Source organism: Paraburkholderia sp. A3BS-1L, from assembly GCF_051125215.1.
In the GTDB taxonomy this organism is placed as follows: domain Bacteria; phylum Pseudomonadota; class Gammaproteobacteria; order Burkholderiales; family Burkholderiaceae; genus Paraburkholderia.
Genome location: NZ_CP120442.1, coordinates 1,901,504 through 1,924,371, shown reverse-complemented (window position 1 = coordinate 1,924,371; position 22,868 = coordinate 1,901,504). Strand labels below are relative to the sequence as shown.

The following is a 22,868-nucleotide window of genomic DNA, read 5'->3' as shown; positions in this document are numbered from 1 at the left end:
GCGTCCGCAAGCTTCCACGCTGAATTGCCGGGCGCGGCTCGGGTGTTAGAATGCCTCGCAGCAAGACCGGGCGCGGCATGATTTCCCGTGTCCGCGCACTATCCGATGTCCACGCCACGAGAACAACCATCGATAAGCCCTTGAGCAAATATCCCTATCCGATTCCCAGCCGCGAGGAGATTCTCGGCGTGCTGCGGACCAGCGAATCGCCCTGTACCGCGAACGATATCGCCGAGGCTCTCGCCATCAAGCGCCAGGAGCGTGAAGGGTTTTTCAGGCGGCTCGCCGCGATGGAGCGCGACGGGCAGATCCGGCTCGATTCGCGCGGCCATTATCAGCTTGCGCATCCTTCCAACTTCGTTGCGGGCCGTGTTCAGGGCCATCGTGACGGCTACGGCTTCCTCGTGCGCGACGACGGCCAGGACGACCTGTTCCTGCCGCAAGGCGAGATGCAGAAGGTCATGCACAACGACCGCGTGCTCGCGCGCATCGTCGGCTATGACCGCCGCGGGCGTCCGGAAGGGCATATCGTCGAGGTCACGGACCGCGCGAACCGCAGCGTGATCGGGCGGCTGCTCAATGAAAACGGCGCGCTCATCGTCGCGCCCGAAGACAAGCGCATCGGCCACGACATTCTCGTCACGCAAAATGCGAAGAAGGCCAAGGTCGGGCAAGTGGTGGTCGTCGAACTCACCGACTTCCCGAGCCGCCACTCGCAGCCGCTCGGCCGCGTGCTGGAAGTGCTCGGCGACATCGACGATCCCGGCATGGAGATCGAGATCGCCGTGCGCAAGTACGGCGTGCCGCACGAGTTCAGCAAGCCCGCGCTCGATGAGGCCGCGAAGCTGCCCGATGCCGTGCGTCCCGCCGATATCCGCTATCGCATCGATTTGCGCGACGTGCCGCTCGTCACCATCGACGGCGAAGATGCGCGCGACTTCGACGACGCCGTTTACTGCGAACCGATGAAGGTCGGGCGCGGCGACGGCTTCCGCTTGCTCGTGGCCATCGCCGACGTCTCGCACTATGTGCAGCCGGGCGGCGGGCTCGATGTGGACGCCATCGAGCGCAGCACCTCGGTGTACTTCCCGCGCCGCGTGATTCCGATGTTGCCGGAGAAGCTCTCGAATGGCCTTTGCTCGCTCAATCCGCATGTGGACCGCTGCGTGCTCGTGTGCGATATGGTCATCACCGCTCGCGGGGAGATCAAGGCGTATCAGTTCTACCCGGGTGTGATGCATTCGGCGGCGCGCCTCACGTATACCGAGGTCGCCGCGGTGCTCAAGAACACCAAGGGGCCGGAGGCGACGCGGCGCGCCGCGCTGATGCCGCATCTGCAGAACCTCTACGGCGTTTACAAGGCGCTTTTCGCGGCGCGCCAGAAGCGCGGCGCGATCGACTTCGACACGACCGAGACCTATATCGTCTGCAACGCGCAGGGCAAGATCGAGCAGATCGTGCCGCGCCAGCGCAACGACGCGCACAAGCTGATCGAAGAGTGCATGCTTGCGGCCAACGTTTGCGCGGCGGACTTCATGAAGCGCAACAAGCATCCGGGCCTGTACCGGGTGCACGCGGGGCCGAGCGCGGAAAAGCTCGAGAACCTGCGCACCTTCCTGCGCGGCATGGGTCTTTCGCTGGGCGGCGGCGACACGCCTCACGCGAGCGACTATGCGGCGCTGATGGCGCACATCCGCGACCGGCCCGATGCGCAGATGCTGCAAACGATGCTGCTGCGCTCGATGCAGCAGGCCGTCTACAGCCCGGACAACATCGGCCACTTTGGCCTCGCTTACGAGGCCTACGCGCACTTCACGAGCCCGATCCGCCGCTATCCCGACCTGCTCACGCACCGCTCGATCTACGCGATCCTGCAGGGCAAGAAGTATCAGCCGGCGGCGCCCGAAGGCGTCGAGCTCAACACGGCCCTTTCGCCGCGCGCCCGCGCGATGCAGGCCGAGGACGAGGCGAAGCGCGGCAAGCGTGCACGCGGCGCGAATACGGCAATCTGGGAAGAGCTCGGCTTGCACTGCTCGGCCAACGAGCGCCGTGCCGATGAAGCCTCGCGCGACGTCGAGGCGTGGCTCAAGTGCTACTTCATGCGCGACAAGCTCGGCGAGGAATATGGCGGCATGGTGAGCGGCGTGACGTCGTTCGGCATTTTCGTGCAGCTCGATTCGCTGTTCATCGAAGGTCTCGTGCATGTGACGGAACTGGGCTCGGACTATTTCCAGTACGACGACATCAAGAACGAGCTGCGCGGCGAGCGCACCGGCATCCGCTACCGTCTTTCGGACCGCGTGCGCGTGCAGGTGAGCCGCGTCGATCTCGATGCGCGCAAGATCGATTTCCGCCTCGTGCGCGATACGCCGGTCAAGCCCGCTCTGAATCGCGGCGGGCAAGGCCAGCAGGAACGTGGCGGGCCGCAGGAGGGCGGTCCGCGCGTGCGTTCGCTGCCGCAGGGCATGGGCGGTCAAGGCGGCCAGGGTGGCCAGGGTGGCCAGAGCGGCGACGTCCGGCGCAAGAAGGCCGCGCCGGCGCAGAGCGCGGCCGTGAAGGAAGCGCGCGCGGCGCGCAGCGCGGCGAAGACCGCGAAGAAGCGCGCGGCGTCGAAGTCGGCGGCGAAGAAGCCGGTATCGCGCAAGAAGCGCTAAAGCCGGGCTGCGCGCGAGGGCGTGCAGCATCGGCAGCAACCATGCGCCGCGCCGCGAATGCCGCGCGGCGCGCGCACGTTTAACAGTCACGCCGGGCCTTGCACCGAGGCGGCCATCTAGACGGCCATCGACGCAGGCAGGGCGTACCCGGACCGCGCGTCGGCCGGCAGAATCACAGTCGTTCGCGGCACGAGGCTCGCAACGCGAGACTCAAGGCACGAGGCCGCAGGTCCTGTGCGCCGCGAACCGTTCATCAGGGGTTGTATCCAGTCATGTCACGTCTCAAGGTTCTTTACGGGTTTCATGCGGTGACCGCACGCTTGCGGCACGACGCGTCCACGGTCGAGGATGTCTATTACGACACGACGCGGCGTGACCGCCGCATGCAGGATTTCCTGCACGCCGCAAAGGAAGCGGGCGTGCGCATCATCGCCGCGGACGAGACGCGCCTGTGGGGGCTCGCTCGCACGGAGCGCCATCAGGGCGTGGTCGCGCGCGTGCACGATCTGCCGCTCGCGCAGAACCTGGCCGAGCTGCTCGACGGCATCCAGGGCTCGCCGCTGCTGCTCGTGCTCGACGGCGTGACCGATCCGCACAACCTCGGCGCATGTCTGCGCGTGGCCGATGCAGCCGGCGCGCACGCCGTGATCGCGCCGCGCGACCGCGCCGTGGGCCTGAACGCCACCGCTGCGAAGGTTGCGAGCGGCGCGGCCGATACGATTCCGTATATCACCGTCACGAACCTTGCGCGCGCGCTGCGCGAGCTGAAGGACGCCGGCGTATGGGTGGTCGGCACAGCGGGCGACGCGAGCGCGAGCCTGTACCAGACGAAGCTCGACGGCCCTGTCGCGCTTGTGATGGGTGCCGAAGGCGAGGGCATGCGCCGCCTCACGCGCGAAACCTGCGACGAGGTCATGCACATTCCGATGGCGGGCACGGTCGAGAGCCTGAACGTTTCCGTCGCTTCGGGCGTGTGCCTGTTCGAGGCGGTGCGTCAACGTTCGGTCGCGCGCTGACGCGTGCCGCGCATGCGCGTCCTGCGCAAGTCGAGACTCGGCGTGGCGGCGTTCGCGGCGCTTGCGCTCGCCGCGTGCGCGCCCGCCACGATGGTCGATCGCGGCGGCTACGTCGCCGACACGCAATATCACGCGCGCAGCGCGGACTCGCGCATCCGCTTCCTCGTGGAGCACTATACGCAGGGCGATGAACCCACCGCGCTTGAAGAGCTGACGCGCGAGAACGTGAGTGCCCATTACCTCGTTCCCGTGCATCCGCCGCTGCGCGACGGCAAGCCCGTCGTGCTGCAACTCGTGCCCGAAGCACAGCGCGCCTGGCATGCGGGCGCGAGCGAGTGGCAGGGCACGACCGAGCTCAACGCGGCTTCGATCGGCATCGAAAACGTCAATTCGGGGCCGCTCACAGACTCGCAAGCCACGTCGCAAGCCACGCCGGAAGGGTCGCCGCCACGCGAGTGGGCGCCCTGGCCACCCGAGCAGGTCGCGGCGATCATCGCGCTCTCGAAGGACATCGTCGCGCGTTACGGCATTGCACCCACGCGCGTGGTGGGCCATAGCGATATCGCTCCTCAGCGCAAGATCGATCCGGGCCCGCTGTTCCCGTGGAAGCCGCTTTACGAGGCGGGCGTGGGCGCATGGCCCGACGATGCGACCGTGAAGGCCGAGCTCGCGGGCCGCGCCCCCGACGCGCCGGCCGACGTGCTCGGCCTGCAGACAAAGCTTGCGCGCTATGGCTACGAGGTCGCAACCGACGGCGTGCTCGACGCGCGCACGCGGCGCGTGTTCGCGGCCTTCCAGATGCACTTCCGGCCACGCGACTACTCGGGCACGCCCGACGCGGAAACCGATGCGATCGCGCAGGCGCTGCTAGACAAATACGTCGACCGGACGGTACCGGCGCCGGCCGGCGTGAGCGAAACGGCGCCTTGAATGCGCGGCGCGACATGCGTGCGGCGCGCGAGACGTCGTGCATCGGCGCGCAGCGTGCGTGGTCGCCCCAGCGGCGGCACGCAACTCCGGTAAACTATGCGTTTTCCGCGTTTTCCTTCCTCGGGCAGTTCCCCATCATGACTCAAGACGAACTCAAGAAACTGGTCGGCCAGGCCGCCGCAGACTATGTCAACGCGCATGTGCCGGAAGGCGCCGTGATTGGCGTCGGCACCGGCTCGACCGCGAACTGTTTCATCGACGCGCTGGCTGCCAGCAAAGGCCGCTATCGCGGGGCCGTATCGAGCTCGGTCGCGACCACGGCGCGCCTCGAAGCGCACGGCTTCAAGATCTTCGACCTGAACGAGATCGAATCGCTGCCCGTCTATGTGGACGGTGCCGACGAGATCGACGCATCGGGCGCGATGATCAAGGGCGGCGGCGGGGCGCTTACGCGCGAGAAGATTGTCGCGTCGGTGTCGGAGGTGTTCGTGTGTATCGCCGACGCAAGCAAGCGCGTGGACGTGCTCGGCCAGTTCCCGCTGCCCATCGAGGTCGTGCCGATGGCGCGCACGGCTGTCGGGCGCCGCGTGACGGCGCTCGGCGGCGTGCCCGTGCTGCGCGTGCAGACGGACGGCACGCCCTATATCACCGACAACGGCAACGAGATTCTCGACGTGAAGGGCCTGCGCATCGGCGACCCGCGCGCGCTCGAGGCGCAGGTCAACGCATGGCCCGGTGTCGTGACCGTGGGCCTGTTCGCGGCACGCGGCGCCGACCTGTGCCTGCTCGGCGGCGAGTCGGGCGTCGAGCGCATCGACTATCGCAAGGGCTGATCGCCCGAGCGAGCGGCGGCGCGAACACCGCTATGCGGTGCGCGCGCCGTCATGCTCCTGTGCTGCGGGTCCGATAATCGTTCAGGGCTCCTGATGATGTGGCGAGGCGGGCAGGCTGTGCGACCCGAGCCGTCATGACGAGAAAGCGGAGCTGTCTCGTCATGACGTCCAGGGATCGGCTCATTCCACGGTTTCCGCTTGATGAAGGCGCGGCAGCAAGCGGTCGAACTCGCGGCGCACGAGGCCGTAGCACTCGCAGGCGCGGGCTTCGAGGCCCTTGCGGTCGAGCACGCGGATGCGGCCGCGGCTGTGGTGGATCAGGCCTTCGTTGTGCAGCTTGCCGGCCGCTTCGGTGATGCCCTCGCGGCGCACGCCAAGCATGTCGGCGATGAGCTGCTGCGTGACCGTCAAGTCGTTCGACGCTACGCGGTCCACTTCGATCAGGAGCCAGCGGCACAGCTGCCTGCTGAGCGAATGATGGCGGTTGCAGGCCGCGGTTTGCGCCACTTGCGTGAGCAGGGCGTGCATGTAGAGCAGCATGAGGCGGCGCAGGAAGTCCGAGCGCGCGAACTGCTGCCGGAGGCTTTGCGCGCTCATGCGATACGCGAAGCCCGTGCATTGCACCTGCACGCGATTGGGCATGGTTTCGCCGCCCGTGAGCACGGGCACGCCGGTCATGCCTTCGCGGCCCACCGCCGCGATCTCCACGGAGCTGCCGTCTTCCATCGTCGAGAGCATGGAGATGATTGCCGTGGTCGGAAAGTAGACGTGGTGAATGCGCTGGCCGGAGTCGCAGAGCAGTTGTTCGGTGCGCAGATGGACAAGTTCGAGATGCGGTGCGAGTGCTTGCCACTCGTGCGACGGCAGTGCTCCGAGCAAATGGTTGCCGTGCAGATCCGATTGAAGGGTCAACATGATTTGGTCCTCGTGCGAAGCGGCTTTCACCGCCCCTTGTCTTTTCATTCCGGTCGTCGAACCGCTTTTTGTATGCCGCTTCCCGTAGCGGCTATTGGCTCGTAGTGCCGGCCCCATAGTCCCGAGTGCGTGCGCTATATCGGCTGTATGCGTCACGCTGTGTGGCGCATCCCACTAAGCAGGGGATGTGCCAGAGCGGCGCAAACCTCGTATGTGTGCGGCTTTGCGGGCACAACGATGTGAGCGCACCCAGGTAACTCGCCGTTTTTGTTTCAAATCTGTACGACGCTTAGGGCGGCTCCGGCCGCCGCAGGCGCTATTTGTAACTAGATGTAACTTTGCAAGTAATTGAATTTATTGGATTATTCGGCGCACCAGGGGGCGTGTTCAAAAATGACTCCATGCTGAAACACGCGCGATCGAGGGCTGCGCCCGACCGCTCGCAACGCACGCGGAACCGTTCGAATTTGATTCAGTTGTGTTGCGCCGGAGGCGATCCGCGCGGAAATGTTCGCTCCTGAAACATGGATGCCCAGCCGCTCTCGCACAGCACATGCGTGCACAAATGTCTCGTTGCTCGACTGCACGCCAGTCGCGCGGTCAGTGTGGGTATGCGTACAGAATCGCCTGCAGCGCTTTGCTCCAATGGAGTCCAAATACCCAGGGGCGCACGCGAAGCAGTACGCGATGCCGCACCTGCCCTGGACTGGATATCCGAATGGGGAGCTTCCTGCATGAACCAGGTCGTTACGCAGGCCGGCTTGATTGCCGCGGCCAATGAACCCGAAGTCGCACTCGTCGTTCAGCCCGTTGTGCTGGCCGGCGGTTCGGGAACGCGGTTATGGCCGCTTTCGCGCGAACATTGCCCCAAGCAGCTGATCGACCTGCTCGATGGCGAGTCGCTGCTCGAGGCCACCGTGCGCCGCCTCGATGGTGTGTATGCGCGTGGCGGCGCGTCGGTGCGCAAAGCCGCGCCGCTTGTCGTGAGCAGCGAGGATCTGCGCCATATGACCGCCGACCGGCTCGGCCGCAGCGGCACGCCGGCACGCGTCGTGTTCGAGCCGGTCGCGCGCAACACCGCGCCGGCACTCACCGTGGCTGCGCTCGCCGCATGCGCGGAGCAGGCAGCGGCGGAAACCGTATCGGACGCCGCGTCGGCAAAAGCATCGGAAAAACCGCCGCAAAACGATAGCGACCCGATCCTGGTCGCCATGCCCGCGGATCACCTGATTGCCGATCGGGCCGCGTTTGCCGCGGCGCTGGAAGACGCCGTGACCTACGCAGCGCGTGGTGCGATCGTCACGCTCGGGGTGCCGCCGCAACGCGTCGAGACGGGCTATGGCTACATCGGCGCTGGCGCGACGCTTGGCGCGAGCGGTGCGCGCTCCATCGAGCGCTTCGTCGAGAAACCCGATGCCGAGGTTGCCGCGCGGTACGTCGCGTCGGGCGATTACTGGTGGAACAGCGGCATTTTCGTGGTGCGCGCCTCGGTGTGGCTCGCGGCCATCGCGCGCTGCCGGCCCGCCATCGCGGCGCAGTGCGCGCAGGCCTTCGAGCGCGCGAGCGTCGACGCGGACGGCGCGGTTCATCTGGATGCGGCGGCGCTGGACGCGTGCCCCTCCGATTCGATCGACTATGCGGTGATGGAGTCCGTGGGTGCCGACGCGCTGCTCGCCGGCGTGGTCGTGCCGCTCGTGGCGGGCTGGTCCGACGTTGGCGCGTGGGATGCGGTCTGGCAGGTTTCCGACAAGGACGCGAGCGGCAATGTCGCGCGCGGGCGCGTGCTGTTCGAAGACTCGACCGAGAGCTTCGCGCATTCCGATGGCCGGCTCGTGGCCTGCGTGGGCGTGCACGGCGTGGTGGTGGTGGAGACCGCCGATGCCGTGCTCGTCGCGGCCAAGGACCGCGTGCAGAGCGTGAAGGCGATCGTCGGCAAGCTCAAGGCGCAACACGGCGAGGAGGCGCAGCATCATCGCCGCGTCGAGCGGCCGTGGGGCTGTTATGACTCGGTCGACCGCGGGGAGCGCTTCCAGGTCAAGCGCATCGTCGTGAAGCCGGGCGGGCGGCTCTCGTTGCAGATGCATCATCACCGCGCCGAGCATTGGGTCGTCGTGCGCGGCACGGCCCGTGTGACGCGCGGCGACGAAGTGTTCCTGATCTCCGAGAACGAGTCCACCTATATTCCGCTCGGCGTGAAGCACCGGCTCGAAAACCCGGGCAAGACGCCGCTCGAGATCATCGAGGTGCAGTCGGGCGGCTATCTCGGCGAAGACGACATCGTGCGCTTCGACGATCAGTACGGGCGTGCGGGAGAGCACGAAGACGCGCTCGCGTGGCAAAGAAAGTAGCTGGGTAAATCCATACAAACTGCTTACGAATCAACGGCAGGAAACTGCAAATCACAAGAATCGGGAAATCAAAGGGCCTGACGGGATCACCCGGGACACACTCGGGAGAGCCTGGAAAAGCGGGTACGGACAGGGCGTTTGCCGCGCCATCTTTGCGTCAGGAGATATCCTGGCTGGCGGTTCATGCAATTCGCATGGCAACTTACGACTAAGTTCGACGAAGCACGAGGGCCCACGCAGCAACCGTCAAACAGGCGCGCTTACGCGGCATCGGGGGGAAGGGTCATGGAACTGGGGAACAAGGAACGCTCACTCGTGAGCAAGGTCATGGATGGCCTTATTTCGGGCATCGTCGAAGAACGTTACGGCGCGATCCTGCCGCCGCAGGATGTACTGTCCAAAGAGTTTGACGTGAGCCGCACGGTCATGCGCGAAGCGCTGTCCATGCTGCTCGCACGCCACATGCTCGACGTGCGGCCCAAGATCGGCACGCGCATTCGTCCCATGCGCGACTGGCGCATGATCGACGAAGACGTGGTGAGCTGGCGTTTTCGCGCGAAGCCGGACAAGAACTTTCTGCGCGACGTGATCGAGTTCCGCGCGCTGATCGAGCCCGCCGCGTGCGCGCTGGCAGCCGAGCGCGCGAGCGCAGCGGATCTCGCAGGCATTCGCGAAGCCTACGAGGCGCTGCGCCAGACGAGTCCCGGCGAAGCCGGTTGCGAAGCTGCCGACACGCTTCTGCACACGCGCATTCTCGCTGCGAGCGGCAATCAGTTCTATCAGCAGATGGCGGCGATCATTCGCGGCGCGCTCACGCTCGTGGGGCCCATCCTGAGCCAGCGCGAGGACGGCTGGACCAACGTGGTCAACGCGCACGGCAGCGTGGTCGACGCGATCGAGCGACGCGCGCCCGAAGACGCGCGCAAGGCCGCGGCGGCCATGATCGAGCTGACTGCCGACGAGCTTCACAGCTCGCTTTCGCCGGAGGCTGTCGAGCCGCGCTGATGCGCTCGTTCGTTGCCTGGTTGGTTAGCCGGGTGATTAACTGAGCAATTAAACGAGCAATTAACTGAGCGGTTAACTGAGCGGTTAACTGAGCGGTTGCCTGCGCGCGCGCAAGCCCGTATCGTGCGTATCTTTGCTTTGCTGCGGCCGGTGTACGGCGTGCGGCAGGCAGATCACGCAATCGACGCAATCGGCGATACGAGGCAAGGCATGGGCGATTCAGGCAAGCGCAGCGAAATCCGTAATGGTGTCACGTCGGCCACGATAACCTGGGGCATCGTGGGCGCGGGGCGCATTGCGCGGCGTTTCACGCAGGGCGTGGCGCATGTGCAAGGCGCGCGCGTGGGCGCGGTGTGGTCGCGCCGCGTGGCGCCGGCCGAGGCGCTCGCGCAGGAGTGCGGCGCCACTGCGTGCGCGAGTTTTGAGGCGCTGCTCGCGAGCAGCGTCGACGCCGTCTACATTGCCACGCTGCAGGACAGCCACGCGCACTATGCGGTCGCGGCGCTGGACGCGGGCCTGCACGTGCTCTGCGAAAAGCCCGCGACCGTGAACGCCGCGCAACTCGAGCGCGTGCTCGATGCCGCGCGGCGCGCGCAACGTCTCTTCATGGAGGCGATGAAGCCGCCGTTCTACCCGCTCTATCGCGCCTTGCGCGCGCATCTGCAAGCCGATCCCATCGGCCCCGTGGGCCTCGTGCGCGCGGGCTGCTCGGTTGCCAACGTTCCTGCCGGCCATCCGTCGTTCTCGTTCGAGCACGCGGGCGGCGCGCTGCTCGACATCGGCGTGTACGAGATGTTTCTCGCGGTCGACTGGCTAGGCGCGCCGCGCGAGGTGCAGACCTTCGGGCGCCTGGGCGTCACGGGCGTGGATACGTTTGCAAGCCTCAATTGCCAGCATGAAAACGGTATCGCGCAACTCTTTTGCGGGCTCGATCTGCATGGTTTTGGCGATGCGTTGCTGGCGGGACCGAACGGCCACGTGACGATTCATGCGAACTGGTGGAACCCGGTGCGCGCGACGATCCGCTATGTCGACGGCCGCACGGTCGAACTCGACGAGCCCTTCGAAGGCGGTGGCCTGAACTACGAAACCGCGCACTTTTGCGAGTTGCTGCGCGCCGGCGCGCTGGAGAGCCCGGTTATGCCGCACGAGACCTCGCGGCGCATGATCGCGATGGCCGATGCCGCTCGCGCGGCGCTCGGCTTGCGTTTCGACTGCGAGTGACGCTAGTGCCGCTCAATGCCGCTCAATGCCGCGCGGGCAACGCGAGGCGTTTTTCGTACCAGTGCTGGATCCACTCGAGCACCTGGCAGAGCACCCAGTAGACGGCGGCGGCCGCGAGATAGAGCGGCAGCGGCTGATACGTCGAAGCAATGATCTCCTGGGCGCTGCGCAGCAGTTCGGTCACGGTGATGACCGACACGAGCGAAGTGTCCTTGATGAGGCTGATCAGGCTGTTCGAGAGGCTCGGCACCGCAATGCGCAGCGCCTGCGGCGCGATCACGTAGCGCAGCGTCTGACGCCGCGAGAGGCCCAAGCTATAGGCGGCGAGCCACTGGCCGCTGTGGATGCCGAGAATCGCGCCGCGCATGCTCTCGGAGAGATAGGCCGCGACGTTCGCGGAGAGCGCGATTACGCCGGCAGGCGTGGGGTCGAGCGAGATGCCGATGCTCGGCAATCCGTAGTAAATCACGAAGATCTGCACGAGCAGCGGGGTGCCGCGCATGAGGCTCACGTATACGCGCGCAATGAACACGAGCGCACGATTCGAGCTGATACCCATGAGCGCGAGCACCGCGCCGCCGATGAGCCCGAAGATCATCGACAGGACTGCGAACTTGACCGTCAGCACCGCGCCCTGCGCGAGCACGGGCAGCGACTGGATGATGAGCGAGTAGATGGGCATGGGAGGACGCGGATGAGAAGCGCTCGCCGGGCGAGCCGTAAAAACATGGGGCGGCACCCTGCGATGCCGCCCCGCGCGACTGACGCCGTTACTTCGTGATCGGCCTGGTCACGTCGATGCCGAACCACTTGTCCGAGATCTTCGTGAAGGTGCCGTCGGCTTCGAGTTGGGCCATGGCGTCGTCGATGGCTTTGGCGAACTTCGGATTACCCTTCCTGAACGGAATGGCCGACGGGTTGCCGGCGCCGACCATCGCGCCCGTGCGCAGCGGCAGCTGCGAGTTCTTCAGCAGGTAGGCGAGCATCAGGCGGTCGTTGAGCGCCGCGTCCAGACGTCCGGCTGCGAGGTCGCGCAGGTATTCCGGCGCACCAGGATAGGTCTTCACGTCGATGCCCGGCACCGACTTCGCCATGTCCATGTAGTTGGTGCCCAGACCGACGCCGAGCTTCTTGCCTTTCAGTTCTTCGAGCGATGTAAACTGGCGCGTATCGTCCTTGCGCTGAATGAGCTGCGCGGCCGAGTACGTGTAGGCCGGCGAGAAGTCGAGCACGGCCTTGCGCTGGTCGGTGACGCCCACCTGGTTGACGATCACGTCGAATTTGCCGGCCTGCAGACCCGCGATGATGCCGCTCCATTCGGTCGTGACGAATTCGGGCTTCAGGCCCAACTTCGCGGCCACGGCCTTGGCGATGTCGACGTCGTAACCCACCAGTTCGCCGTTAGGCGCCTTCGAGTTGAACGGCGGGAACGTGCCTTCGAGACCGATGCGCAGCGTGCCGCGCGCCTTCGCCTGGTCGAGCAGGTCTTCGGCGTGGGCGCTCGCTGCAACGAACGATGCGCCGGCGAGTGCGAGCGCAAGGAGCTTTTTCAGCAAGGCGACTTTCATTGTTTTCCTCTTGTTTTGCTGCGGTTTTGTAGCGAGCCCGAGGATTCCCCGGGCCGGCCGTCTTCTGGAGCGGAGTGCATGGCCCGATGCGCGCCATGCGCCGCACATGGCCTGAAACTATAGCCTCACGCGCGGCCCGAGGCCAGCGCACGCGCGCATTCGGCAACGAGCGCCGGGCCGCGGTAGATGAAACCCGTGTAGACCTGCACGAGCGATGCCCCTGCAGCGATCTTCGCGCGCGCGTCTTCGCCCGAGAAAATGCCGCCTACGCCGATGATCGGCACCTGCTCGCCGAGTTCGGCGCGCAGTTTGCGGATCACCTCGTTCGAAGCCTCGAACACCGGGCGGCCCGAGAGACCGCCGGTTTCGTTGGCATTGGGCAGGCCCTCGACCGCCGCGCGCGAAAGCGTCGTATTGGTCGCGATCACGCCTTCGATCTGGTGGCGCAGGAGTGTGTCGGCGATCTCCTTGATCTGCTCATCGTCGAGATCCGGCGCGATCTTCAGCGCGAGCGGCACGAGCTTGCCGTGCATGTCGGCGAGACGCTGCTGCTTGTCCTTGAGCGCGGCGAGCAGCGCGTCGAGCTCGCCGCCGCCCTGCAATTGGCGCAGATTCTTCGTGTTCGGCGACGAGATGTTGATCGTCACGTAGCTCGCGAACGGATAGACGCGCTCGAGACAGAACAGGTAGTCGTCGGCTGCGCGCTCAATCGGCGTGTCGGCGTTCTTGCCAATGTTCAGGCCGAGGATGCCGCGATAGCGCGCGGCCTGCACGTTCTTCACGAACTGCTCGACGCCCTGGTTATTGAATCCCATCCGGTTGATGATGCCGCCGGCCTCGGGCAGGCGGAAAATGCGCGGACGCGGGTTGCCCGGCTGCGGACGCGGCGTGACCGTGCCCACTTCGATAAAGCCGAAGCCCAGCGCGGCGAATCCGTCGATGGCGGCGCCTTCCTTGTCGAGGCCCGCGGCGAGACCCACCGGATTGCGGAACGTGAGGCCCATGACGGTGCGCGGCGAGTCGGGCACGCGCGGCGCGAAGAGGCCTGCCATGCCCGTACGGCCCGCAGCGCCGATCATGCGCAGGGAGAGATGGTGGGCGTCTTCGGCGTCCATGCGGAAGAGCCGGTCGCGGACGAGCGGATAAAGGGTGCTGAACACGGGGAAAAGGCGCAGGCGCAGAAAAATGAGAACCCGCTATTTTAGCGATAAAGTTCACCACGCAGTTCACCCCCGCCATTTACCGCAAACGGCGGCGGGCTGCGCGCATGCACGGGAAGATCAACTTGGCGCCGCTCGCGTGCTAGCCTGCAGCAGCTTCGCTCGTGGAGCCGAGCGCGCACCAGACGCCGTCGAAGAGGCCTTCGAGCGGCTGAAAGCGGGCTTTATAGGCCATTTTCGGGCTCTCGCGAATCCAGTACCCGAGATAGACGTAGGGCAGTTGCAGACTGCGCGCCTGCTCGATTTGCCAGAGGATGTTGTAGGTGCCGTAGCTCGTGTGCGGGCTGTCGGGCTCAAAGAAGGTGTAGACCGAGGACAGCCCGTCGCCGAGGATGTCGATCATGCTCACCATGCGCAGCGTGCCGGGCTCGTCGGGGCGCTGCGGATCGGGCTCGCGAAATTCCACGAGGCGCGAGTTGATCCGGCTTTGCAGCAAAAACTGCTCGTACTGGTCGCGGCTGTCGCGGTCCATGCCGCCGCCCGCGTGCCGCGCCGACTGGTAGCGCATGTAGAGCGCGTAATGGGCCTCGTCGTAATGGAGCGGCGCGACCGTCGCCACGAGTTCGCCATGATGCTTCCAGGTGCGGCGCTGGGTGCGGTTCGGCGTGAAGCGCTCGACCGGCACGCGCACCGGCACGCAGGCGCGGCAGCCATCGCAATAGGGCCGGTAGGTGAAGACGCCCGAGCGGCGGAAGCCCGCCTTCACGAGATCGGTGTAGACGTCGGAATTGATGAGATGGCTGGGCGTCGCCACTTGCGAGCGCGCGATGCGCCCCTCCAGATAGCTGCAGGGGTAGGGTGCCGTTGCATAGAATTGCAGCGCGGAAAGCGGTGAAAGCGGCAGCTCGTTCGGATGCGTCACGTTGGCAGCTCTCGTTGCGGTTCGGATCGTCGCGCAGCGCCACGCGCAGCGGATGCGACGTTTTCTCCTTGCATACTAACATCGACGCCAGACGCGCATCCATCGAATTGCGCGCCGCCGGGCATGGGCGACGGGCGTGGGGCTGCCCTGACGCGTGTCCTAGAGCGCGGATACGGCGCTGTTGTCGGCGTGGCCCTGGCCGATCCAATCGGCGAGCACGCTTTTATCGAAACGCCAGCCGAACGCGCCCGCGCCTACCGTCGCGCGCACATGCGCGATGAACGCCTTGCGCCCGATTTCGCGCCCCCCCAGCGAAGCCAGATGCGCGGTGTTCTGCTGGCAGTCGATCAGCCCGACGCCGTTGCGGCGCAGATGCGCGACGAGCGCGGCGAGCGCGATCTTCGAGGCGTCGGTGACGGAGGCGAACATCGATTCGCCGAAAAACATCTTGCCGAGCGAGACGCCATAGAGGCCGCCCACGCGCTGGCCGTCGAGCCACGCTTCGATACTGTGCGCGTCACCGATGCGATGCAGGCTCGAATAGGCGTCGATCACGTCGGAGGTGATCCAGGTGCCGCGCTGGCCACGGCGCGGCGCGTTCGCGCAGGCGCGCATCACGGCGGCGAAATCGTTGTCGACGCGGATTTCCCACGCGGGGTCGCGCAGCACGCGCTTGAGCGTTTTCTTGAACGAGGGCGAGACCTTGAACTCGTCGGGGCGCAGGATCATGCGCGGATCGGGGCTCCACCAGAGCACGGGCTGGCCGTCCGAGTACCACGGAAAAATGCCGTGCCGATAGGCGTCGACGAGGCGCGCGGGCAGCAGGTCGGCGCTTGCGGCAAGCAGGCCCGGCGCGCCGCTCGACGCGCCAAGGGCGCGCTCGACAGGCGGGAACGGGTCGTCGGGCGAAAGCCAGGGCACCATCGCCGTAAAGCAGGTCAGCCGTCGCGCAGGGAGCGCAGGACGTCGCCTGTGTGCAGGCCGTAGCTACCCGATTGGCGGTCGGAAAAGAAGCAGCGCAGGGTCTGGCCGACGGTGGGGAACGCGATGTCGTCCCACGGGATTTCGTGCTCTTCGAAGAGGCGCACTTCGAGGCTCTCTTCGCCGGCTTCGATATCGAGGTCGAGCAGGCGCGCAAGATAGAACAGATGCACCTGATGCACGCGCGGCACATTCAGCAACGAGAACAGGTTCTGCACCTCGACGCGTGCGCCGGCTTCCTCGAGCGTCTCGCGCGCAGCGGCTTCGGAGGTCGTCTCGCCCATCTCCATGAAGCCGGCGGGCAGCGTCCAGTAGCCGTAGCGCGGCTCGATCGCGCGGCGGCACAGCAGCACCTTGTCTTCCCAGACGGGAACGGTGCCGACCACGTTGCGCGGATTCTGGTAGTGGATGGCGCCGCAGTGCGAGCAGACGTAGCGTTCGCGATTGTCGCCGGGCGGAACGAGCAGGCTGACCGCCTGACCACAAGTCGAGCAGAATTTCATGGGCACGATAGGGGGATGGGTGATGCGAGTGTATCACCGCAAGGCGGGGCGACGGGAGCGGGCGCGGATTCCCGGTATTGGAGGAGGGGGCGGGCTGCTGCTCGCTTGTGTGGCGATCGGAAGCGGTTCGATTTCAGCGGGGATCGCGCCGAACACCGCGCCAGGCTTTGGCCCTGGTGCGTGCCAGCAATGCATCCCTCACTTCACTCACGACCTCAACCCAATTTCGTAATTTGCGTTACCGAAACAATTGCATGGTCGGATACCAGGGGCTGTCCGTTCTATGGGTGAGCCATCGCCAATCGCCGTAAGCCGGTATGAGCGTCCACACTGGAGTGCCGCCCGCGCCCGCGAGGTGAGCGACCGATGTATCAACCGAAATAAGCAAATCCAGTTTGTTGAGTATTGATAGCGTATCCGTAAAATCGTGAATTTCCGGGCCAAGCGTGTGCAAATCGAAATGCTTCTCGAGCGCACAATTTTCTCGCTCGCTTTTTCCTTTCTGTAAGGAAAACCACGTCACGTTCGGTAGTGTGAAGAGGGGGATAAATGTATTCAGGCTGATCGACCGGAAACGATCGAGCGAGTGCGCAGGACCTCCTTCCCACACAACGCCGATTTTCATATTCCCTCTGGAAGCTCCATTGGTGGTAAGCGCGTTGATCCTATGATTCCAGTAGTCGTCTTTTTCCGATGATGACGATATGTATCGGGTTGCGTAGGGAAGCATCGAAAGCTCAAGGTTCATGAATTCTGGAACCCTGGTTATATGGCACCAGTATTGATAGGAGCACGGTGGAATTCGAGTATAGGTAGCGCGAATGCTGGCCATGGATTTTGCCAATGGCACTATAGGCTCACACACTAGCGCGTCCACTGTTGCGCCTTCTTCGTTCAACCATTTCGCAAATCTTAAAAATTGAATCTCGTCGCCGCGTCCTTGTTCGCCGACGAGCAAAAATGTGCTTCCAGAGACCGGTTGGCCCGACCACCTGGGAAAGGGGAGCTGAACCATGCTCTCTTCAATTCCGGGCATTTGGTAATACCATTTTTTGCGTTTCCAGCCTTCTTCAAATTCACCGAGGCGTAATAGCGTGTCAGCATAATGACTTTGAAAATAGGGATTCTTGCTGTGAACGCTCACTGCAATCTCGATATGCTGGCGACTTTTCGCGACATCTCCTGTTATGCTGCATGCTCTTGCGGCGTCGTAACGCGATACGGGATGTGCTGGTGAAATTGCAAGCCCTTGCATTGCCACACTCAGAGTTTGCTCGAATCGATCACTTTCGTATAAGGCATAAGCGAGTTCTCTAAGCGCATCGGGATCGTTTGCGATATTGGTTAATAGGTTTAGTAGAGTTTCATCAAATGTGTTTGCCAGCCCGGCGAAATATTTGATTCTCGCCCAATCATTTTTGAACATGATTTAATCTCTCTGGAGCCGATCTTTGGAGGCCAGTAGATTTTTGCCTTACAAATTTGATGCAATTCGGCGGTACCGCAATATCTTATCTAAGATATGGTGATATTTTTCGCCTGTTGCGAATCGGATCTATCCTAATTCGTGCCGAATTGGCGGGCAGGAAGGACAGGTGAAACCGGAAGGTGCCAGAAAAACAAAACCCGGCGCGAGCCGGGTTTTTCGTGTTGGGTGCGTGACCGGAAGGGCGTCCGATTAGCATTCGCCCTTCTTGGCGTGACCGGGCGGGCAGTGCCAGCCCTTGTTGTTGTGGTGGTGCTTGTCCCAGTCGTCGCGGTCCCAGTAACGGCGGCCATCCCAATAGCGGTCGCCATACCAGCCAGGCGTGACGACGATGGCGGCGGGCGGCGGCGCGACCACGACAGGGACAGGGGTCCCCACGTTGATGCCTACGTTGACATCGGTCGCGTATGCTGCGCTGGCCAGACCGACAGAGGCGGCGGCAAGTGCCAGGCGGACGAATGTTTGCTTCTTCATTGATCGGTCCCCAAATATCGCCCCGCGTTCGGGATGGATTTCGCTGGACAACAAAAAACCCGCCGAAGCGGGTTTGATGGCATGACGGTTTTTGTGAAAGTCTCAATGGACTTTGGTTGCGGGGGCAGGATTTGAACCTGCGACCTTCGGGTTATGAGCCCGACGAGCTGCCAGACTGCTCCACCCCGCGTCCGTCAGAGAAAGAAAGTATAGGGTAAATGCCGCTGCGACGCAACAACAATTACCAACATTCTTCTGGGAGATAGCAGAATCATTGCGGACCGGGCGGGCGAGGCTGCGCCCGGTCCGTTCGCATAAGGGGCCAGGCTAGAATCGTGTGCCCGGTTGTCGCAGCAGAAATCGCGAGCCGCCCGACCTTTTCGCCCCTTACTCTGCCTCATAACTTCTCATGGACATCGCCCTCGATCTGCAATCGATAGCCGCGCAGGAACACGCGCTGGTGTTTCCCCGTTTCGACACCGATCGCGCCTGGCAACTCGGCACTTTGCTGCGCGAACTTGCGGTCGCGCGTTCGCACGCGGTCGTCATCGACGTGCGCACCTTTGGCCTGCCGCTGTTCTTCTGCGCGCTTGCCGGCGCGACGCCCGAGAACGTCGAGTGGGCGCGCCGCAAGTCGCGCGTGGTCGAGCATTTCCGGCGTAGTTCGTATGCGATCGGCTTGCGCGTGCAGCAGTCGGGCTCCTCGCTCGCGGAGAAAAACGGCCTGCCCGTAGCTGATTACGCCACGCATGGCGGCGCGTTTCCGTTGGCCGTTGCGGGCGCCGGCGTGATCGGCTCGGTGACGGTTTCGGGGCTGCCGCAGCGTGCCGATCACGAACTCGTGGTCGAGGCGCTGTGCGCGCATCTCGACGCCGACTACAGCAAGCTCGCGCTTGCGAAGGCCTGACGCGATGCGCATGTCTCCCTGGCTCATTCTCACCATCGCCATCGTCGCGGAAGTCATTGCCACGTCCGCGCTGCGCGCTTCGGAGGGTTTTTCGCGGCTCGTGCCATCGGCGGTGGTGGTCGCCGGTTATGGCGTCGCGTTCTACTGTCTCTCGCTCACGCTCAAGAATTTGCCCGTGGGCGTGGTCTATGCCGTTTGGTCCGGCGTGGGCATCGTGCTCATCACGCTCGTCGCGATGGTGCTCTACAAGCAGGTGCCCGATCTGCCCGCGGTGCTCGGTCTCGGACTCATCGTGGCCGGTGTGGTCGTGCTGAATCTGTTTTCAAAAATGCAGGCTCACTGAGGTCGCGCCGAGGCCATACCGAGACCATTCAGTATTCAGGCGGCACGATGCGGATGCCGCTGGTCGCGATGGTCTCGCGGCTACGTTCGCCTTCGGGCGTGGCCGCGTCTTCCCACAGGCTGATCGCGTGCGAGACCTCGATGCCGTGTTCCTGTGCGTAAGTGAACCAGCGGCTCGCGGCCTGCTGCTCGGATATTTCACGGTTTTCTTCGAAGTATTGGCCGTTCAGGTGCGATTCCATAGTTTTCCTGCGTCGGCCGGCGTTAGTGCTTTGGCACTGACTCCGGGCCCGTGCTTCCGGTTGAACCGGGCTGGCGCTGCGCTTCACACAAAGCCGCGCTTGCAATAGTGAAAGGTTTGCATGGCGCGCATTTCTCGCGCGCCGATCATGTTCAGTGTTGCAGCTTCCATACCCATTCGTCTATCGGTTGCACGGTGGCCGATGTCACGTATCGGTCCTGTCGGGGCGTGCAGCGAGTAACATGGGACGCGATCCCGCCGTCCGTCGGTGCGGGTTTTCTTCTGCAGATTTTCCAACGGGGCTGGACATGGATATCCGTTTCCCTTCCGAGGCGCCGTCCTGGCACGATGCAAATCTCACCGTGGGGTTTCCCGCGCTGGTGGACGGTGCGCGCGTGCCCTGCGCGATCTCCGTCGAGGCGCTCGAGGATCATTTCGGTGCGCTGTCCGCGGGGCGCGACGCGTGGATGCAGGCGTTCGATGCCGGCCGAGCGCGCATCGAGGCCGTGGCGCGCGCGCATCTTGAACTCAGCAACGGCACGCCGGTATTGCTAAAAAGCGGCCATTTTCCGCCGGGCACTTTGCTTTCCTGATGAGACTGGGCGAGCCGGTGCCGCACATCCCGGCGCACCGGCTCGATAATCGCGCTCAGGCTGTTCCCATGGACATCGTTGAACCCAAAGACCCCGATGCCACCGCGTTTCGCATGGCACTGCGCGCGCGCATACTGGATGCCGCACGCCGAATCGTGACGCGCGACGGGCTGCATGCACTTTCGATGCGCAAGCTTGCCGAGGCGATCGGCTATTCGCCGGCTTCGCTTTACCTCCATTTCGACAGCCGCGATGAGATTGCCCGCGCGCTGGGACGCGAGAGCTTTGCGCAGTTGCTTGCGCATCTTGAACCGTGCGCGCAGATCGGCGACCCGTGGGAGCGGCTTCATGCGCTGGCGCATGCCTATGTCGCCTTCGGGCGCGCGCATCAGGAGGCTTACCGGCTCATGTTCATGGAGCCGCGGGAGGGCGGCCGTTCCGGGACGCACGTGACGGGCCGTGCGGCAACGCGGCCGGCGCGCGACCCTCCGGCGATTGCCGAATCCGGCGATGCGCTGCCTTGCGAGGACGCTGCGCGCGTGGCGGATCTGTTCGCCGATGCGCTCGAAGCGCTTGTGACCGCGGGGCATTTGCGCAGCGGCGCGCAAGGCGAGCCTGCGCTGCTTGCACGCGCGTTATGGGCGATGCTCCATGGCGTGGTGGTGTTTTCGCTGATCGGGCCGGGGTTCGCACATGAGGCGGCGTTGGCGCCGATCGTCGACGCCGGGCTCGGCGGCTGGCTTGGCAGTCCGCCACCGCCCGCTAGTGCAGTGGAGAAAACGCGAAACGGCCCATCGTGATAGCCTCGCTGGGCGCGGTTAGCTGGGGGCGCGAGCATGGCGCGCGCTGCCGCGGAGCGCAGGTTTTCTTCGTGCTTTCATCCTGATCGATCGATTGTCATGTCACAGGAAGTCACCGCAAACGCCTTTGCCGCCGATGCAGCGCAGTACGTGCTCACGCAGGTTGCGAACCGCATCGGCTTGATCGAGCTCGATCGCCCGCGGGCGCTCAACGTGCTGACCACGGCGATGATTCGCTCGATGCAGGCCGCGCTCGATGCCTGGCGCGACGACCCCGAAGTGCTCGCCGTGATCGTGCACACGCGTCATCCGCGCGCGTTCTGCGCGGGCGGCGACATCCGCTTTCTCCATGAGTCGTACCGCGCTGGCGATCACGCTGCAGTCGATACGTTTTTTATCGAGGAATATCGGCTGAATCATGCAATCTTCAGTTATCCGAAACCTTATATCGCGTTGCTGAATGGCGTCGTGATGGGCGGCGGCATGGGGATTACGCAGGGCGCGCATCGCACCGGCGGACTGCGCGTGGCAGGCACCACGACACGCATGGCGATGCCCGAGACACGCATAGGGTTCTTTCCCGATGTCGGCATGGGCTGGTTCCTCGCGCGCACGCCGGGTGCGCTCGGGCGCTATCTCGCAGTGACCGGGGAGACGATCGACGCCGATAGCGCGCTCTATGCCGGTCTCGCCGATGTGTTCATCGACGAGGCGGCGTGGCCCGCGCTGCTCGATGCACTGCTGACTGAGTCGTTCGCAACGGGCGAAGCGGTCGTCCAACGGATTCGTGCCGTTGCCGCATCGAGCGAGGAGGTGCGGCGCAATGCAGCGTGTTCGGCGCTGGCCGTTGCGCGCGCATGGATCGATCAGCATTTTTCGCGGCCTTCGGTGGCGTCGATTCTTGCGTCGCTGGAGAGCGTGCAGCACGACGCGAAGGATGTGCAAAGCGATTGGGCCGAGCAGATCGTGGGGGTGTTGCGGGAGCGCTCGCCGTTGTCGATGGCGGTGTCGCTCGAAGCGGTGTCGCTGGCGGAGGGCTCGATGGCCGACGTACTGCGCCGCGATCTCGATCTCACGCGATCGAGCTTTGCCCAGGGCGACGCGATGGAGGGCATCCGCGCGCGCATCATCGACAAGGACAATGATCCGCACTGGCGTTTCGCGCGTATCGAGGATGTGCCGCCCGCCGACGTGCAGGCGATGTTCAAGAGCCCCTGGGATGCCGCCGGGCATCCGCTGCGGGCGTTGCCGGATTAGACTCGCCGGCGGGCGCTGCGCGTGGCGCGCCTGCTACTTTCTCCGCGCATGAGCGCCGCTTCAGTCTTCGCTGGTTTCGCTCATGAAGGCGCGCATGAACACGAGTGCGCCCCAACCCCAGACCGCATTCGACGCGAAGCCCATGGCGACGCGAGGCAGCATGTTGCCGCTCGGCCAGATGCCGCGCAGCGGATCGACCACGAACAGCATGGCGGCTGTGAGCACGATGCCGCCGAACACGAACGCCTGCACCCACGGAGCGGGGCGCGACGGCGAGATGCGCAGCAGCCACGTCATCGGGATGGCCCACAGCGCGCTCCAGATCGCGTTGACGAGGAACTCAGGCAGGCCGATGGGAGCGAACGGCTCGGTGGAGAAACCGGCGGCATCGATGACTTGCGCCGCGTGAAGCAGCGCGAGTGTTGCTTCGCGAAAGAACAGCGAGGCCAGAAAGCCGGATACGAACGGCAAAATCAGTTTTTGCATGAGGGTGCGCGAGGATTGCGTGGCGCGGACCGCGCATGCCCGAAATGAAAAGGCGTAAAAGCGCGGCCGGCCGGATTATTGTCGATGTGTGCGCCATTATATCGGCGCGCCGCGCCTGTGATTGCACCTGTGTATGTTAAAGCGTCGCGTAAAGCACGAAAGTGGAAAACCTAAGCTCAAAAAAATCGTTCAAAACGCTTAGGGCGATCCCTAGACTGGGTCT

Annotated in this window: 23 protein-coding genes and 1 tRNA gene; 12 read left to right on the top strand and 12 right to left on the bottom strand. The window is 64.5% G+C overall.

What is annotated here, in order from left to right; all coding sequences use genetic code 11:
• Nucleotides 1–77: 77 nt before the first annotated feature.
• From rnr to rpiA, 4 genes are all read left to right on the top strand, one after another.
• Entirely contained in the window at nucleotides 78–2,654 is a 2,577-nt protein-coding gene (gene rnr, locus P5W99_RS08700) for a ribonuclease R (protein ID WP_434660256.1), read from the top strand.
• 272 nt (nucleotides 2,655–2,926) lie between these two features.
• On the top strand, nucleotides 2,927–3,670 hold the full coding sequence (gene rlmB / locus P5W99_RS08695; RefSeq protein WP_421024144.1) for a 23S rRNA (guanosine(2251)-2'-O)-methyltransferase RlmB: 744 nt from the start codon (nucleotides 2,927–2,929) through the stop codon (nucleotides 3,668–3,670).
• Between the two features lie 12 nt (nucleotides 3,671–3,682).
• Nucleotides 3,683–4,600 (top strand): N-acetylmuramoyl-L-alanine amidase, encoded by a 918-nt coding sequence (locus tag P5W99_RS08690; protein ID WP_434660254.1) that lies wholly within the window; start codon nucleotides 3,683–3,685, stop codon nucleotides 4,598–4,600.
• Between the two features lie 137 nt (nucleotides 4,601–4,737).
• Nucleotides 4,738–5,433 (top strand): ribose-5-phosphate isomerase RpiA, encoded by a 696-nt coding sequence (gene rpiA, locus P5W99_RS08685; RefSeq protein WP_421024142.1) that lies wholly within the window; start codon nucleotides 4,738–4,740, stop codon nucleotides 5,431–5,433.
• Between the two features lie 180 nt (nucleotides 5,434–5,613).
• Here rpiA and P5W99_RS08680 read toward each other — a convergent pair whose 3' ends face one another.
• On the bottom strand, nucleotides 5,614–6,348 hold the full coding sequence (locus tag P5W99_RS08680) for a Crp/Fnr family transcriptional regulator (RefSeq protein WP_421024141.1): 735 nt from the start codon (nucleotides 6,346–6,348) through the stop codon (nucleotides 5,614–5,616).
• Between the two features lie 734 nt (nucleotides 6,349–7,082).
• Here P5W99_RS08680 and P5W99_RS08675 point away from each other — a divergent pair.
• From P5W99_RS08675 to P5W99_RS08665, 3 genes are all read left to right on the top strand, one after another.
• Complete coding sequence (locus P5W99_RS08675) at nucleotides 7,083–8,696, top strand: mannose-1-phosphate guanylyltransferase/mannose-6-phosphate isomerase (protein ID WP_434660251.1); 1,614 nt, start codon at nucleotides 7,083–7,085, stop codon at nucleotides 8,694–8,696.
• A 285-nt stretch (nucleotides 8,697–8,981) separates the two neighbouring features.
• The gene (locus tag P5W99_RS08670) at nucleotides 8,982–9,701 is read left to right on the top strand and encodes a FadR/GntR family transcriptional regulator (RefSeq protein WP_421043637.1); all 720 of its coding nucleotides are present in this window, start codon (nucleotides 8,982–8,984) and stop codon (nucleotides 9,699–9,701) included.
• Nucleotides 9,702–9,911: 210 nt separating this feature from the next.
• Complete coding sequence (locus tag P5W99_RS08665; RefSeq protein ID WP_421024138.1) at nucleotides 9,912–10,925, top strand: Gfo/Idh/MocA family protein; 1,014 nt, start codon at nucleotides 9,912–9,914, stop codon at nucleotides 10,923–10,925.
• Nucleotides 10,926–10,947: 22 nt separating this feature from the next.
• On the opposite strand, the gene P5W99_RS08660 is transcribed toward P5W99_RS08665, so the two are convergent.
• From P5W99_RS08660 to P5W99_RS08620, 9 genes are all read right to left on the bottom strand, one after another.
• Nucleotides 10,948–11,607 (bottom strand): amino acid ABC transporter permease, encoded by a 660-nt coding sequence (locus tag P5W99_RS08660; protein WP_421024137.1) that lies wholly within the window; start codon nucleotides 11,605–11,607, stop codon nucleotides 10,948–10,950.
• Between the two features lie 88 nt (nucleotides 11,608–11,695).
• Nucleotides 11,696–12,493, bottom strand: coding sequence for a cystine ABC transporter substrate-binding protein (locus P5W99_RS08655; protein ID WP_421024136.1), 798 nt, complete (start codon nucleotides 12,491–12,493; stop codon nucleotides 11,696–11,698).
• A gap of 125 nt (nucleotides 12,494–12,618) precedes the next feature.
• Entirely contained in the window at nucleotides 12,619–13,653 is a 1,035-nt protein-coding gene (locus P5W99_RS08650) for a quinone-dependent dihydroorotate dehydrogenase (protein WP_421024135.1), read from the bottom strand.
• 142 nt (nucleotides 13,654–13,795) lie between these two features.
• Nucleotides 13,796–14,575, bottom strand: coding sequence for an arginyltransferase (locus P5W99_RS08645; protein ID WP_421024134.1), 780 nt, complete (start codon nucleotides 14,573–14,575; stop codon nucleotides 13,796–13,798).
• Nucleotides 14,576–14,734: 159 nt separating this feature from the next.
• Nucleotides 14,735–15,499, bottom strand: a complete 765-nt coding sequence (gene aat / locus P5W99_RS08640) for a leucyl/phenylalanyl-tRNA--protein transferase (RefSeq protein WP_421024133.1) — start codon at nucleotides 15,497–15,499, stop codon at nucleotides 14,735–14,737.
• 14 nt (nucleotides 15,500–15,513) lie between these two features.
• The gene (locus tag P5W99_RS08635) at nucleotides 15,514–16,059 is read right to left on the bottom strand and encodes an NUDIX hydrolase (protein ID WP_421024132.1); all 546 of its coding nucleotides are present in this window, start codon (nucleotides 16,057–16,059) and stop codon (nucleotides 15,514–15,516) included.
• 238 nt (nucleotides 16,060–16,297) lie between these two features.
• The gene (locus P5W99_RS08630) at nucleotides 16,298–17,485 is read right to left on the bottom strand and encodes a hypothetical protein (RefSeq protein WP_434660247.1); all 1,188 of its coding nucleotides are present in this window, start codon (nucleotides 17,483–17,485) and stop codon (nucleotides 16,298–16,300) included.
• A gap of 252 nt (nucleotides 17,486–17,737) precedes the next feature.
• Complete coding sequence (locus P5W99_RS08625; protein WP_421024130.1) at nucleotides 17,738–18,019, bottom strand: hypothetical protein; 282 nt, start codon at nucleotides 18,017–18,019, stop codon at nucleotides 17,738–17,740.
• Between the two features lie 113 nt (nucleotides 18,020–18,132).
• Nucleotides 18,133–18,209: transfer RNA gene (locus tag P5W99_RS08620), tRNA-Met, on the bottom strand.
• A 219-nt stretch (nucleotides 18,210–18,428) separates the two neighbouring features.
• Here P5W99_RS08620 and P5W99_RS08615 point away from each other — a divergent pair.
• Nucleotides 18,429–18,926: a heme-degrading domain-containing protein gene (locus P5W99_RS08615; RefSeq protein WP_421024129.1), complete on the top strand. Its 498-nt coding sequence runs from the start codon at nucleotides 18,429–18,431 to the stop codon at nucleotides 18,924–18,926.
• 10 nt (nucleotides 18,927–18,936) lie between these two features.
• Complete coding sequence (locus P5W99_RS08610) at nucleotides 18,937–19,269, top strand: DMT family transporter (RefSeq protein ID WP_421024128.1); 333 nt, start codon at nucleotides 18,937–18,939, stop codon at nucleotides 19,267–19,269.
• A gap of 28 nt (nucleotides 19,270–19,297) precedes the next feature.
• Here the strand turns inward: P5W99_RS08610 and P5W99_RS08605 are convergent, their stop codons facing one another.
• The gene (locus tag P5W99_RS08605; protein ID WP_421024127.1) at nucleotides 19,298–19,510 is read right to left on the bottom strand and encodes a hypothetical protein; all 213 of its coding nucleotides are present in this window, start codon (nucleotides 19,508–19,510) and stop codon (nucleotides 19,298–19,300) included.
• A 307-nt stretch (nucleotides 19,511–19,817) separates the two neighbouring features.
• Here P5W99_RS08605 and P5W99_RS08600 point away from each other — a divergent pair, with 307 nt between their 5' ends.
• From P5W99_RS08600 to P5W99_RS08590, 3 genes are all read left to right on the top strand, one after another.
• Complete coding sequence (locus P5W99_RS08600) at nucleotides 19,818–20,102, top strand: DUF1488 domain-containing protein (RefSeq protein ID WP_421025220.1); 285 nt, start codon at nucleotides 19,818–19,820, stop codon at nucleotides 20,100–20,102.
• Nucleotides 20,103–20,170: 68 nt separating this feature from the next.
• Nucleotides 20,171–20,902 carry a TetR/AcrR family transcriptional regulator gene (locus P5W99_RS08595; protein WP_434660244.1) on the top strand — a complete coding sequence of 244 codons (732 nt, stop codon included), beginning with the start codon at nucleotides 20,171–20,173 and terminating at the stop codon, nucleotides 20,900–20,902.
• Nucleotides 20,903–21,001: 99 nt separating this feature from the next.
• A complete protein-coding gene (locus P5W99_RS08590) occupies nucleotides 21,002–22,159 on the top strand; it encodes an enoyl-CoA hydratase/isomerase family protein (protein ID WP_421024125.1) in 1,158 nt (385 codons plus the stop codon).
• A gap of 60 nt (nucleotides 22,160–22,219) precedes the next feature.
• On the opposite strand, the gene P5W99_RS08585 is transcribed toward P5W99_RS08590, so the two are convergent.
• The gene (locus tag P5W99_RS08585; RefSeq protein WP_413185749.1) at nucleotides 22,220–22,645 is read right to left on the bottom strand and encodes a hypothetical protein; all 426 of its coding nucleotides are present in this window, start codon (nucleotides 22,643–22,645) and stop codon (nucleotides 22,220–22,222) included.
• Nucleotides 22,646–22,868: the final 223 nt, after the last annotated feature.